Origin of the sequence: Silvanigrella sp. (assembly GCF_044369315.1) — a bacterium.
Taxonomy (GTDB): Bacteria; Bdellovibrionota_B; Oligoflexia; order Silvanigrellales; family Silvanigrellaceae; genus Silvanigrella.
In genome coordinates this window covers 23350-37334 of the sequence record NZ_JBIPMD010000006.1, presented here as the reverse complement: position 1 = coordinate 37334, position 13985 = coordinate 23350, and the positions used below count along the sequence as shown (strand labels likewise).

Annotated in this window: 10 protein-coding genes and 1 pseudogene; 7 read left to right on the top strand and 4 right to left on the bottom strand. The window is 34.0% G+C overall.

Going from position 1 to position 13985, the window contains the following annotated elements; translation table 11 throughout:
• From ACIQ56_RS01340 to ACIQ56_RS01320, 5 genes and pseudogenes are all read left to right on the top strand, one after another.
• Nucleotides 1–1049, top strand: a pseudogene (locus tag ACIQ56_RS01340) (translational GTPase TypA); the annotation flags it as partial.
• 72 nt (nucleotides 1050–1121) lie between these two features.
• The gene (gene mutS, locus ACIQ56_RS01335) at nucleotides 1122–4082 is read left to right on the top strand and encodes a DNA mismatch repair protein MutS (RefSeq protein ID WP_397599286.1); all 2961 of its coding nucleotides are present in this window, start codon (nucleotides 1122–1124) and stop codon (nucleotides 4080–4082) included.
• Nucleotides 4083–4208: 126 nt separating this feature from the next.
• The gene (gene rpsR / locus ACIQ56_RS01330; protein WP_153418711.1) at nucleotides 4209–4454 is read left to right on the top strand and encodes a 30S ribosomal protein S18; all 246 of its coding nucleotides are present in this window, start codon (nucleotides 4209–4211) and stop codon (nucleotides 4452–4454) included.
• 105 nt (nucleotides 4455–4559) lie between these two features.
• Nucleotides 4560–6251: a sulfatase-like hydrolase/transferase gene (locus ACIQ56_RS01325; RefSeq protein ID WP_397599285.1), complete on the top strand. Its 1692-nt coding sequence runs from the start codon at nucleotides 4560–4562 to the stop codon at nucleotides 6249–6251.
• Nucleotides 6196–6483 (top strand): hypothetical protein, encoded by a 288-nt coding sequence (locus ACIQ56_RS01320; RefSeq protein WP_397599284.1) that lies wholly within the window; start codon nucleotides 6196–6198, stop codon nucleotides 6481–6483. Before ACIQ56_RS01325 ends, ACIQ56_RS01320 begins: the two co-directional genes overlap by 56 nt.
• A 98-nt stretch (nucleotides 6484–6581) precedes the next feature.
• Here ACIQ56_RS01320 and ACIQ56_RS01315 read toward each other — a convergent pair whose 3' ends face one another.
• Nucleotides 6582–7253, bottom strand: coding sequence for an RCC1 domain-containing protein (locus ACIQ56_RS01315; RefSeq protein ID WP_397599283.1), 672 nt, complete (start codon nucleotides 7251–7253; stop codon nucleotides 6582–6584).
• Nucleotides 7223–7840 carry a hypothetical protein gene (locus tag ACIQ56_RS01310; RefSeq protein ID WP_397599282.1) on the bottom strand — a complete coding sequence of 206 codons (618 nt, stop codon included), beginning with the start codon at nucleotides 7838–7840 and terminating at the stop codon, nucleotides 7223–7225. The genes ACIQ56_RS01315 and ACIQ56_RS01310 overlap by 31 nt, the downstream gene beginning before the upstream one ends.
• A 339-nt stretch (nucleotides 7841–8179) precedes the next feature.
• Here ACIQ56_RS01310 and ACIQ56_RS01305 point away from each other — a divergent pair, with 339 nt between their 5' ends.
• Nucleotides 8180–8329 (top strand): hypothetical protein, encoded by a 150-nt coding sequence (locus ACIQ56_RS01305; RefSeq protein ID WP_397599281.1) that lies wholly within the window; start codon nucleotides 8180–8182, stop codon nucleotides 8327–8329.
• 282 nt (nucleotides 8330–8611) lie between these two features.
• Here the strand turns inward: ACIQ56_RS01305 and ACIQ56_RS01300 are convergent, their stop codons facing one another.
• Both ACIQ56_RS01300 and ACIQ56_RS01295 read right to left on the bottom strand, forming a co-directional pair.
• On the bottom strand, nucleotides 8612–10078 hold the full coding sequence (locus ACIQ56_RS01300; protein WP_397599280.1) for a sigma 54-interacting transcriptional regulator: 1467 nt from the start codon (nucleotides 10076–10078) through the stop codon (nucleotides 8612–8614).
• Between the two features lie 170 nt (nucleotides 10079–10248).
• Nucleotides 10249–12177, bottom strand: a complete 1929-nt coding sequence (locus ACIQ56_RS01295; RefSeq protein WP_397599279.1) for a methyl-accepting chemotaxis protein — start codon at nucleotides 12175–12177, stop codon at nucleotides 10249–10251.
• A 171-nt stretch (nucleotides 12178–12348) separates the two neighbouring features.
• Here ACIQ56_RS01295 and ACIQ56_RS01290 point away from each other — a divergent pair, with 171 nt between their 5' ends.
• Nucleotides 12349–13974, top strand: coding sequence for a SpoIIE family protein phosphatase (locus ACIQ56_RS01290; RefSeq protein WP_397599278.1), 1626 nt, complete (start codon nucleotides 12349–12351; stop codon nucleotides 13972–13974).
• The last annotated feature ends 11 nt before the right edge of the window (nucleotides 13975–13985 follow it).

Here is a 13985-nt window from a genome sequence, read left to right as displayed (position 1 = left end):
GTGGTCTTGAACAAGTGGACGTTGAATCCGTTTCTGCTGGTGACATTGCTATTGTTGCCACTGGTTTAAATGACCTTGCCATTGGTGATACCATTTCAGATGCTTCAAACCCAGAAGCTCTCCCAAGAATTGAAGTCGATCCGCCTACAGTTGGAGTGGAAGTCAGTGTAAACACTTCTCCTACAGCAGGCCGCGAAGGAACTTATTTAACAAGTAATAAACTTGGTGAGTTTTTGCATAAAGAAGCTATGAATAACGTGGCACTAAAAATTGAAAATACAGATTCTCCTGAAGTTTTCATATTAAAAGCACGTGGTGAACTTCAAGTTGCCATTGTTATGGAAAACCTTCGTCGTTCCGGTGGCGAATGTATGGTTGCCCGTCCTAAAGTAATTACAAAAACAGTTGATAGAGTAGAATTAGAGCCTGTTGAAAGAGTTGTTCTTGATGTTCCAGACAATAGCGTTGGCTCAGTAACAGAAAAACTTTCTATTCGCAAAGGCCGTCTTGAAAACATGCAAGCTTTTAATAATGGTCGCACGCGCATTGAATTTAGCATCCCAACTCGTGGTTTACTTGGTTACCGCAGTACTTTCTTAACAGACACAAAGGGCGAAGGCTTAATGTCAAGTTACTTTGAAGGTTGGGAACCGAGCCGTGGAAACTTTTTATCTCGTGTAAACGGTTCTCTTATTGCTGACCGCAACGGAAAAACAACAGAATATGCACTAAGCGGTCTTGAAGAACGCGGACGCTTATTTGTTGCTGCTGGTGAAGAAGTTTATGAAGGTATGATCATTGGGGAACACAATCGCGACTCCAACCTTGACGTGAATGCTGTTCGTGAGAAAAAACTAACAAACATGCGCGCTTCAGGATCCGATGACTCCACAAAACTTTCTCCAATTACAAAACTAGGCCTTGAAACCGCTTTGGACTGGGTTGAAGATGATGACTGGATAGAAATTACACCAAAAAATATTCGTATTCGTAAACGAATTTTAGCTGCAAACCAACGCAGTGTTTCAAGAAGAGAAAAAGGGGAGTAAAATTTACTCTCCTTTTTTTATACTTTATAGTTCACCCCGATTGGAAATATTGCACCAATAAGGGCTTTAGATATGACAAATGTTGAAACGACAAATAATGAATCTGACTTTCTCCTCACCCAATGGTTATCTCAAGGCAAAGAGCTTCCTCCTCATTTAAAACCCGCTTTAGAACGATTGAGCAAAGAGCATTGTTCAGGCATTTCAATAAAACAACTTGAATCCCCTATGATGAAACAATTTCGCACAGCAAAAGAAGAAGTTCCCGATGCTCTGCTTTTTTTTAGAATGGGAGATTTTTATGAACTCTTTGGAATTGATGCCATTATTGCGTCTGATATTTGTGGATTAACCTTAACTTTAAGGGATAAATCAAGTGATAATTCCGTTCCTATGGCAGGCGTGCCTGTTGTCGGTTATAAAAATGCTTTGAAAAAATGTGTTCAATCTGGCTTTAAAGTTGCGGTATGTGATCAAATAGAAGACCCAAGACAAGCAAAAGGAATTGTAAAAAGAGAAATTACTCGAATAGCAACACCTGCTGTACCAGGTAATCTTGACGAAGAAGATTCTAATAACGAAACAAAATTTGGTTGTTACCTTGCAAGCGTAATTGAAAATAAAAAACTTTTTACTTTATCTTATGTTGATGCATCAACAGGTGAGTTCCGCATTACCTATAATTTAAATGAAACTTTACTGACTGAAGAAATAGCAACCGTATCACCACGTGAATTATTAATTCCGCAAAATATTCATGAAAAAATAAGCTCTATTTTAAAAACAATTCAACAAAGAAACATAACGACAATAAATTCAATAGAAAGTTGGATTTTACGTTCCGAGTCCGCTTGTAAAGAATTATTTTGCGAGTTTTTTCTTGAAAAAGATTTTCATCGTTTTGGTTTAACAAATATTCCAAACAGCCTACAATCAATTTGCTCTATCCTACAATATTTAAAGACAACTCAAAAAAACGTATTAAAAAACATCCAAAATATTAAAAAATACGAGCTATCTACCCATTTAATTGTAGATGAAGGAACAAAAAGACATTTGGATTTTTTCTTTACAGCTTCTGGTGAAAAAAAAGGAAGTCTTTTTCACTTTTTAAATAAATGCACCACAGCAACAGGAAGTAGACATTTATTACACCGTTTAAAATATCCATTTAAAAACAAAGAAGATGTTGAATTATCACAAATAAAAGTAAATGAAATCATAAATACACCAAATTTAATTCAAGATTTGATCGAAAATTTAAGAAATACAGCTGATATTGATCGTTTGTTATCAAAAGCAGCGCAACGTAACTTAGATGCAAGAGGAATGGCATGGTTAAGACAAACTTTAATTCATCTCCCCTTCATAAAAAAAATACTTGAAGATAAAAAAACAGCTCCCACTTTTAATGCTATTTTTTCTAATAATGAAATGATACAATCACTAGAACCCCTTACTGAATTATTAATAAAAGCACTGGCAGACGAACCCGCTGCTGTCATTGGCAAAGGGGGTATCATTTTTAAAGAAGGATTTTCAAAAGATCTAGACGAAGCCATTTCATTAACAACAAATTTTAATCAAATGCTTGCAGATCTTGAAAAAAAAGAAAAAGAACGTTCTCAAATTCCGACATTAAAAATTGGATATACTGGGGCATTTGGGTATTATTTTGAAATTTCAAAAGGGAAAGTATTACAAGCGCCAAAACATTTTATTCGCAAACAAACCCTTACAAATTGTGAGAGATATATCACTCCAGAGTTAAAAGAATTGGAAGAAAAATCTTTATCTGCTAGTGACAACCGAATTATATTAGAAAAAGAAATTTTAGAAAGTTTAAGAATTAAAATTCTAGAATTTTCTAGTACCCTTTGTGAAGCTTCAAACTTAATAGCAGAAATTGATCTCTCAGTTACTTTTGCAAATTTAGCTTTACAATATAATTGGTGCAAACCAAGCTTAACGGAACAAAATTTAACGAAATTAACAAATTCGACACACCCTATATTAACGGTTTTATCTAGCAATATGGAACCTTTTATAGCTAATGATATTACAATTGGCTGCGAAAATGAGAGTCATTTTAAAAATCCACTTATCCATTTGATCACAGGCCCTAACATGGCGGGTAAAAGCACCATCATGCGGCAAGTGGCTATTACACAAGTATTATGTCAAATGGGTTCTTTTGTTCCAGCAACAAGCGCTATAATGGGTATGACAGACAGAATTTTCACGCGAATTGGTTCTGCTGACAATGCTTTGAAAAACCAATCTACTTTTATGGTAGAAATGCTTGAAACTTCAAATATGCTTCGTTTTGCTACAGAAAAAAGTTTGCTTCTTTTAGATGAAATCGGCCGTGGCACCTCAACCTTTGATGGGCTGTCTTTAGCTTGGGCCATATTAGAAAGCCTGCACGATGATGTAAAAGCACGGACCCTATTTTCAACCCATTATCATGAATTGCAAAAGGTCGTCGCAGAGAAAACAAACATCATCCCAATGCACATGCAAGTATCTGAAAATATAATAAAAAATATTAATTTAGAAGTTAAAAAAGAAATTAAATTCACAAGAATTTATAAAGCCGGAGGATCTGGAAAAAGCTACGGTCTTCATGTTGCCGAATTAGCTGGTATACCAGAAAAAATCATACAAAGAGCGGAATCTGTTTTACAAACATTAGAAACGTCCCCAAATGAGAATATAAATAATAAAAACATAATGTTAAAAGAAAAACCCCTCTCTTCAAAAGAAGAGGAAATCCTAACGCAAAAAGAGAATTCTGAGAATGAAAAAAATAGCACGAAACTCACTAACTTTATTACAAATATTGACCCAAATTCGATTACCCCAAGAGAAGCTTTGGATATCCTTTATTCCTTAAAAACATTCCTAAACAAGAATAATGAGAACGAAATAAGCTTAAAAAACCAAGAGTTTCATAAAGTAGTTCATAAATCTCAAAATCCTTCGAAAAAGAATAAAGAACAATTACTCTCAAAAGAACAAACCCTCTTTTAACTTGACGCAAGAGCTTTGCTGTGCTTATTTGTCCTCTCATGTTTTGTTGAGTTGCTGCGTTGGCAAAGCGAAAGCCCAACGCTGCTGCCTGCATTTTATTTCACAAACTTCTTTAGGAGTTTTTCCATGGCAGTATCCACAGGTAAAAAAAAGCGTCGCTATTCCAGACCAAAACGCACGCTAGATCCACAAATCACTTTTGATTATAAAGACACACAACTTCTTCGCCGTTTTGTTACAGAACACGGTAAAATTGTACCTCGTCGTATTAGCGGCGCAAGCGCACAACAACAACGTGCTCTTACATTAGCTGTAAAACGCGCACGTACTATGGCTATTTTAAGCTACGGACAAGGAAGTGACTCTCGCTAATTAACGAGAATTCCTTACAAAAAAAAGAGCGACTTCGTAATTGAAGTTGCTCTTTTTTTGTTATAAACACAATTTTTGTTTTTATAACTCCCAAGGTCTTTTATAATGCTCAATAAGTTCATTCAAAAATCAAAACAACTCCCTGAATTCAAAAGATTTTTTATTTTAATTGCCATCTTGTTTATGTATGATGTGTTTTTCATAAGATCAAAATTATCGTTTATTAACAATCTATTATCAGGTAGATATTTTGTAAATTATATATTAAGTTTAATTGTTTTATCTTCACTTATTTTAATCATTCGCTGCCTCTTTAATAGAAACACTTTTACTAAACTACTAGGAAGCTTGTTTATTCTAGCTCCATTAGCCATCCAAACAGCTCACTACTCTTTTTATAAAATGCCCATAAGCACCTATGGCATCCGCTTTTTTGTAAGCGAACCTTTGTTAACAATTCAACTTGCCTTTGAAAATTTAAATTATTTTAAAATCTTTGGCTTTATTTTATTCTCTTTATTGATTCTTCTTTTATTATTCACATCTAATAATCAAATAAAATATAAAAAATTCCAGCTCGCCATTAATTTCCCCATTTTTGTATCTTTAACTATTTTATGTGGCATGAATTGGTATTTAATTTTGGATTATCAGCATCCTATTTCAGCAGCGTATGCCTCCATCCCTGAAGCAGGAAGATCCTTCTATTTTAAACAATTAAAAAAAAATAAACCCGAAATTTCTCTTGCACCTAATTCTAAAGAAGTTCCAAATATTTTATGGATTATTGGCGAATCCGTAGCTAAAAGTCATATGAGTTTATACGGATACCATAGAAAAACGACGCCAAATTTAGATAAACTAAAAGAAGCAGGAATTTTGATTCCTTTTCAAAACTCAGTGAGCATTGGACCACACACCTTAATTTCGGTTCCTTACATGCTTGTTGGCAAGCAGAATATCGATCCGCACGGAACCATATACTCAGCACCAAATATATTTGATTACGCTAAGGCAAGAGGCTACGACACAGCCTTTATCAGTTCACAAGATCTACGTTGGAAAAATTTTGATCAACTGAGTGGCAAAAATATAGTGGACTTTTATAAAGCAGGAACGGATTTTAGTGCAAATGTAAGTGTTTCTAAAGGCGCCGATGACTTAAAAGTATTGCACACTAGCATTTTACCTCATTTAAAACAAATGAGAGCACCTTTTTTAATGATTGCCCACATGGACGGAAGCCATTATCCTTATCATATTCATTCTGAAAAAAAGTACAAAAAATTCTTTCCTGAAACAAGTCCCAACGGAACAAATGCGTATGATAATACAATTGTTTATTCTGATATTTATTTAAATGAAATCATTACAGCAGCAAGAATAAAAGACCCAAATATCTGGATTTTTTACACAACAGATCACGGACAAAATGTCCCTCTTGCCAAAAAGGATTCGATGTTCAAAAGAGAACATGAGAAAAATTCAAGTCACTCTGAAAACAAATCTGAAAGACATATTTTTTCAACTTGGAAAGAAAAAATAACCGCTATGTTTGAAAAAACAGATGAAAATGATGACGAAGGAAAAATTATCTTCAATCAGGGTTACGATCCCGAAATTATCCATAATGCTTTTTTTGTTTTACCTCCCGAACCTTTTAGAATAAAAATTCAAAATAAAGAAACAGCACCCATCGCTCAGTCCGATATTTTTGCTACAATTTTAGATTTAATGCTTATTGAAAATCCGGTTTCCCCCTATAGATGGCTTATCTCTTTTAAATCATATTCCTGAAAACAGACTAAGAATATCCACAGGATTTGTCGTAACAAATGATAATGTTCCTGAATCCCAAGTTACGTTATCTGATAATTCATCTTATTTTATTGATTTTAGTAGAAAAAGCGTGAGTTATTCGGTAGATAAATCCGTAACTCCATTTGAAAAAGCACCACAAGAAATTCTTGATTTATTTGAACTGAATGAGAATGATAACAGACAAACTAAAATTTCTGCTGGATTATAAAGACAAATAAATAGAATATGAATTAAGAATCCGCTCTATTTAATATTTTAATAGCAACATTTGAATTTCCAGTTAAACTTCCATTTCCAAGTTCTCCACTATTGTAAAACCCGCCCCCAGCACCAAACATCACTATTTTTTAATAAGATACATGCTCTTCCATCAGAGACTGCAATATCTATTATATTTGAATTTGGCCAAGTTTTTGTTACTTTAGTTGCTTTATTTGTATCCGTAGTAGTTCCATTTCCTAAATTGCCATGAGCATTTCTACCCCAGCAATAAACATTCGCAAAGTCATCTGCAACGGCACATGCAAAATTTTCCACCGTTCCTGAAACACGAGCCCCACCCGATCCAATCATAGAAATACCTGATAATGGCTGATTTGAAGAGGCATTTATCACGGTATAACCCGTTACCGCATTTGCTGGTGCCGAGTTTGTTCCATTACCTAATTCTCCATAAGTATTTGTTGTTGAACCAAAACATTGAGCTGTCCCTGAACTTAAATTGATACAACCTAAAAACGGTGAGTTTGATGTTCCGCCACCTAAAACATTAGGCGTAGAAGAAAGAGAAACGGCAGTAGGTGTCGTTGCAAAATCCTGACCCCAACATTTTAAAACCCCTGATGAAATAATGGCGCAGCTATCATTATTTTGTGACATAAAAGAAACCGCCGTCCCTCCTAAAATTACGGAAACAGCTGTGGTAGATGCTACAGTAGTACCATTCCCTAATTGACCATTTGTATTTGCCCCCAGCATGAAATCACTCCTGAGGTATCCATCATACAAGAAAACCCATCATTCATTTGAATTGATTTTGCTATTTTTCCTGATGCATTGCTAACAGCTTGTGGAGTTGTTGCATAACTTGTTGTTACTCCATTACCTAAAACTCCGCTCGTTTGATTTCCCCAACATTTAAAACCGGAGTAGTAATAGGCGCAAGAAGAAGTTCTTCCCGAAACAACGGCAACAATAATGTCACTTGTTGAGGTTGGATTCACACTTGTTGCTAAATGTGGTGTTGCACTATTTACAGTTAAGCCATCACCTAATTGCGAATTATCATTTAGTCCCCAGCATTTTAATTTTCCATAAGTCATGACAACACAACCGCTTGCATCTCCGACCGTTATCAAGCCACTTTTGTTTCCAAATGTAGAATATTGAGGAACAATTCCCGTTATTAAAGCCTGATTGGCAAGATCTTGAAGAGATGCAAAACTATATAAACTTAAAGGATCATCTTTTTTACCAGGGTCTCCTAAGTCTAATAAATCAGAACAACTGTTTACTAAAAAAAAATTTAAAAAAATAAAAAACCAAAAATAATTTGATTTTTTCATAAAAACATTCCTATTGTAAAGTTGTAATTATATATTTCATAGTTACCAGTGTTAGCAGAAAAACTATTTCCAAAAGTGTCCTTATAACTATCACATTCCATATAACCTCTTGAATAAATAGCTGCAGGACCAAAATAAAACATCCCTAATTTAAATAAAACTGAAAAACCTAAACCATATAATAAATTTGTTGTTACGTTAGGATTCCCAGAAATTGTAGTTCCAGAAAATGAGGTATCTCTATTCCAATAATTATAAACTCCATAGTACCCATATGGATTTAATTGAAAATCAACAAAGGAAAAAGAAAGTTTATACGCAAAATCTAACCCTGCATAAATGGCATTGAATGTTGAATTTATTGTTCCGTTAGAATTGTCTAATGCTCCAGAATTGCTTGTTGCATATTCATATTTTCCGCCTATTCCAAAAGAAAAACTACTGCTTAACGGAAAAAATAATTTAGAAGAGCCGTTATATCCTGTATAAGAATTTCCACCAATTATAACTTAGGAATAGCCACCACTCAGTAAAAAATCGACTCTATTTTCAGAGCCTTAAGAACCACTATATTCATAATCTTGCGAGAATACCGGTGAACAAATTAAAGTAATAAAAAATGCTAAAATTATTTTTTTTAACATTAATCCCTCATTCACATTTAAATATATAAAATATTTTATATATATTTAAAAATAATTACAAAAGGAGAAAGTTTCTAGTTATAAAAATTACTAGAAACTTTCTCCCTATTTTTTTTAAAATTAGGGATTAAGGACTATCTTCTGTTGATATATTTACGAAATCTATTGCTTCAAAATCTGGATTTTCATTTCCTAGGCCATCAAAAATTGTAAAAGCGGAATTTCTTTTAACCCTACCTGTTTCATTTTTAATTGGTGAAGAAGTCGCTCTCTTTTTAAGTTTTTCAACTAATGTTGTTCTATTCATAGAAAGTAATTGAGCAGCTCTATTTTTATTATGATTCGTCCTTCTTAAGGCTTCAGAAATTAATCTGTTTTCAAATTCTTCTACGACTCTATAAAAATCAATGCCCGATCCTAGATCAATTTCTTTTTTAATAAATTGATCTATTTCACTAGGAAGATCCTCAAACATAGAAGGTCTATTAATTTGATTATGAACCGGATTTCCAGATTGAGATTGAGAAAAATTAGGATTAAAATTTTGCTGATTCGAATTTAATTGTGAATAATTATTATTCATTAATGATGAATTATTTTGGTTCTTTGAAAGAGTTGAACTATGATTATTATGTAAATTATTTTCTTTCGCAATTTGATGATTATAATTTCCGTGCGATTGATTATTTTGATGAGATATTTTAGAATATTGGTTTAAATTGGGCTGTGATAGATTATGGTATGAGTTTTGATTACTCATCGATAAAGAAGATAAATTTTGCTGTGCTTGAGTTGTTCTATCATAAAATGCATCTATGTTATCTGTAACTAAATTTCTTAATCTCGGCGGTAAATCACAAATATCTATACTTCCTGAATTTTTTAAAACAACAATACGCTCAATTAAATTTTCTAACTCTTGCGTATTATGCGTCCAAGAGTTTTGCAAAAGAGCATTCATTGCATCATGTGAAATTCCAAGAATTTTTTTAGATTTTATTTGATTGAATTTTTGTACAAAAAATTCAGCTAAAATAGGAATATCTTCCCTTCTTTCTCTAATTGGAGGAAGATAAATAGAAGAGGTTGAAAGTTTATAAAATAAATCCTCTAAAAACACACCTCTTTTTACCAAATGCTCTAAATCAACAGAAGTGGAACAAATCACTCTAACATTAATTGGTGTTTCCGTTTTAGCTCCGAAACTTTTAATCACTCCTTCGTTCATTGCTTTTAACAAGGACAACTGAAGTTTTGTTGTTAACTTACCAACTTCATCTATATAAAGAGTGCCTCCATCAGCTTCGATAAAATAACCAGAACGTGCTTGAGTGTTACCTTGAAAATAGCCTACTTCATAACCAAATAAATCTAATTCTAAACTTTCTTCACTCCCTGTTCCACATTTTACAGGAATAAGACTCCCTTTATTTCGAGGAGATCTTTCATGAATAATTTTAGCAATCGCATCTTTCCCTGTCCCTGGTTCACCCGTTATTAAAACCGCTGAATTCGTTTCAGCGACTTTATATACCAGATGTTGAACATGCCGAATAATGGCACTTGAACCCATAAGCGCATAAGATCCGTTCACGGACTCCTCCCTAAAGCATTAATGGCATGACCAATTAAGGATCATTCTAAAAAAAATATTTATAAGGGTTTACTAAGTTAGATTATTGCACCTTGTAAATATTTAAACAAGACCACAAATGGGAGTTTTTTCGACAAAACTTCTAAGGGGTTCTAAAAAGCAAATAATACTTAGAAAAAGACAACATCTCCTTTTACAAGAGACTCATCATCGGCAGCTGGTGCGCTACCTTGCGCCGATGATTCTGCTGATTTTTGAGGCGCTGCAGCGGGCGCTTTGGGTGGTGCGCTTGCTTTGGGAGCAGCGCTCGAAGGAGGAGTTGATTGTGGAGGAGTTCCTGCAGGTGATGACGGGGGTGGAGTTCCTCCACCTGATGATCCACCCCCACTTCCACTTGTACCACCATCATTTGTTCCACCGCCTCCATGTTGATGTGCTGCTTTTAATGCAAGAGCATCATTTTGGAGCGCTTTATTTAAAAGCTCTTCAATATTAATTTTGATCTTATCGAGTGGTTGAAGCGCTTGATCAATTTGCTGTTTCGTTATGTCTTGGAATTGTAAACTTAAAATAATTTGATCTATGTTCTTTGCAACACTTTCAGAACTCGCTACCGCATTTGAAATTAGTTTTGTAAATACCTCCGTACTTTCTTCAGCAGTTCGAACGAGTTCATTCACAGCATGATCCACATGGGTCTTTTTCTCTGTATTTTTCTTTAAGTTTTCTAATAAACTTCTACTTATATCTCTTACACTAGAGTTCACTTTTCCAACAATTTGAATAATATTATTACTTGCAAGACTTGTTCTATCTGACAGTTTACGAACTTCTTCTGCAACCACTGAGAAACCACGACCATGCTCTCCCGCACGTGCCGCTTCAATTGCAGCATTCAGAGCAAGTAAGTTCGTTTGGTCAGAAATGTATTGAATTTCATCACTAATTTTATTAATTTCTGCTGTATTTACGAGAATGGTATCGATTGCTTGGGAATAATCCATATTTAATTTAGAGTTATGCTCTAGCATTTCTATCATTTCACGTAATAAGGATAAACTACTTTGAATCACTTCGCTTAAAGATGTATTGCTATTGTTACCTTTTCCACCTCTAAATTGAGCCGAGATCTCATTTGATTCTTCTAAGTGTTCTTGTGCTTTTTCATAAATAAATCTTACTTTATCGCCAATCTCAATTGCACTTCTTTCCGTCTGATGAGTTACGTTATGAAGTTGATTTGTCATTTCAGGTACCAAAGATATAATTTCTTCTAAACGTTGTACCTGCTCACTCACACCAAGTTCTTTTTGTGATGCATCTAATTGAAGTCTTGCTAATTTATTTTGTTGATCAAGACCTCTTTCTTCTGCAAGAACAGCCCTACTTTCGAGTGATTTTGCTAAAGAATCAAATTCACGTTTTTGATCTTGAAGTTTTTTATTCATGCTCTCACCGCTTGATTTCCAAAACTCCATATTTTTTTGCGCTTGAACATTTTTAGATTGAAATTCGTGCTGCAAAGTAGACAATCTGGTATTATTAACTTCTTCCATATGTAATAGCTGATGTCTAAGTGCAATAATTTCCCTTTGTAATAATTCTTCTTTTGTCGCTGCGTCTTTTGTTCTAGAAGATGGCGCAGAGGTAATTGAAGGAATTGATGAAGCCTTTTCAAAAGATTTTTTCTTTGAATCCAAATCATCTTTATTTTTTTGTATTTCTTTCTCACGAGAAGCAATTTCTTTTTCTCTGATAGCTAAATCTTTTTCTTTTGCTAGCAATTCTTTTTCTTTTAATTCAATATTTTTATCTTTTTCATGAGAAACTCTCTCACCTCCACCTTGAGCAGAGGATTCTAATTCCTCACGAATTGCTCTTGCTGCATCATTGGCAATTTTATCAAGATCGTGTGTTAGAATTTCATCAATTCGTTTCCTTACTGAGAAAAACCATACATATGATAATAAAAATAAAACAACACTAACCGCTGTTGTTAACATCCAATCAGTTGATAAAAACCCAGTTGCAGCAATTGCAACAGCGCCAACAATAGCAATTAATACAAATATTGTTGGTTTAAATCGGATTTCTTCCATGAAGCGCTCCAGCCGCAGTCGAAAATTCAAATACGTTCCGTTCATCGGATAATGTAACATCTTTATGAGGAGCCACAGTATTGACATAGTGAAAGAAGATTTCAAAGTTTCATTTAACTGACATCTCTTTTTAAACGATAAGTCTAGGATGAAGTTGAGGAGAATTTTCAATTGAGTTTTATAACAATTGAAGACATTATAAAAAAGTGGACCTTAAAGCTTACAGAAATGCTAAAAAATCTGTATCGCTTTGTAGGTTTTATTATTTTTATTGGAATTCTGGGAAATTATTTAGTTCCAAATTTAACGTTTAATATTTTAGTAATTATCGTTATTATTATTTGTGGATTATTTTCATATTTAATGACACAAAAAGTTCAATTATTAATGAGAGAGTGGCACAAAGAATTTACTAACCCAACAGAAAAACTTTTACAGACTATTCAAATGGTCTCAATGCAAAAATTAGATTTATTACCTGAAGAACAATTAAATAGTTTTACCTCTGAATCCCATTTAAAACTGTTAGAAGTAGCCAGAGGAATTCTTGAACACCAACGATTTATTGATCAAGTTGTCGATAATATGTTTGAAATGATGTTTCTTTTAAATCAAGATGGCATTATCATGAAAGCAAATAAATCGGCATGTGAGACAACACATTTTTCGCAATCCGATCTTATTGGACAACATATTCGAAAATTATTTCCTCATGCCGAGAGCCTTGTTGATTACTATTTAGAACTTGAAATTCAATTTACTACCCAAGGATTTGTTAGAGATGTTGAAGTTTTTGTTCAAACCTCTGAAGGAGAATTGTTACCTTTTTCTATTAACGGGGTTAAAATTGAAAGCACAACAGGAGTCTTATTAGGCTATACAATGATAGCAAAAAACCAAGCTGAAACAGTAAGACTTTTTAACCAAGTAAACAAAAGTAACTATGAACTCGGAAGAGCAAATGAAGAACTTGCAAAACGTTATGATCAAATCAAAAAGGAGATAGAAGAAAAAGAAGGACAACGCAGAACTTTAGAGATGGAATTAGCCACCAGCCAACTTGTTCAAAAAACTTTTTTGCCTCAAGTAGCGCCAGAACACCCGAATGTAGACTGTGCTGGTACGGCAATTCCTGCTGCTTTTTGCGGGGGGGATTGGTGGAATACCGTAACATTAAAAGACAAATTTTTTGTTTTTATTGCAGATGTGACGGGACATGGTACGGCAAGTGCCATGGTGACAGCAGCCGTTTCTGGTTACTTTGTCTCAGTTAAGAGCAAACTCTTTGCAGGAGAAAACCTAGATGTTGATGACATTCTTTCAGGATTTGATACAGTGCTTTCTAGCATGGGTCATAGTGACGTAAGTTACAACATGACTTGTTTTTCATGTGTATTTGATTTTGAAAAGAAAGTTATCCGATTTGCAAATGCAGGGCATAATTTTCCTTTGTTAATTAGGGATGATAAAAAGGTGGAAACACTTATAGCTAGTGGGAATCGTTTAGGAAATATTGGGGCAACCCGTATTGACAATAAAGTTTTTGAAAAAAAAGAAATTCCTATGGCTGGCGGTGAGTTTATCTTTTTCTATACTGATGGATTAATAGAAAACAAAAATGATAAAGATGAGGAATACGGTAAACGACGCCTCAGAAAATTCATTGAAAAAAACTACACAAAAGCTAGTTCTGAATTTATTTCGCTGCTTTTACAAGATAGCCTTGAGTTTTATGGCGCAGGAAAAGCACTTGAGGACGACATTACTGTGGTCGTTACCAAAATAAAACAACCTTAATTTAAGAATTA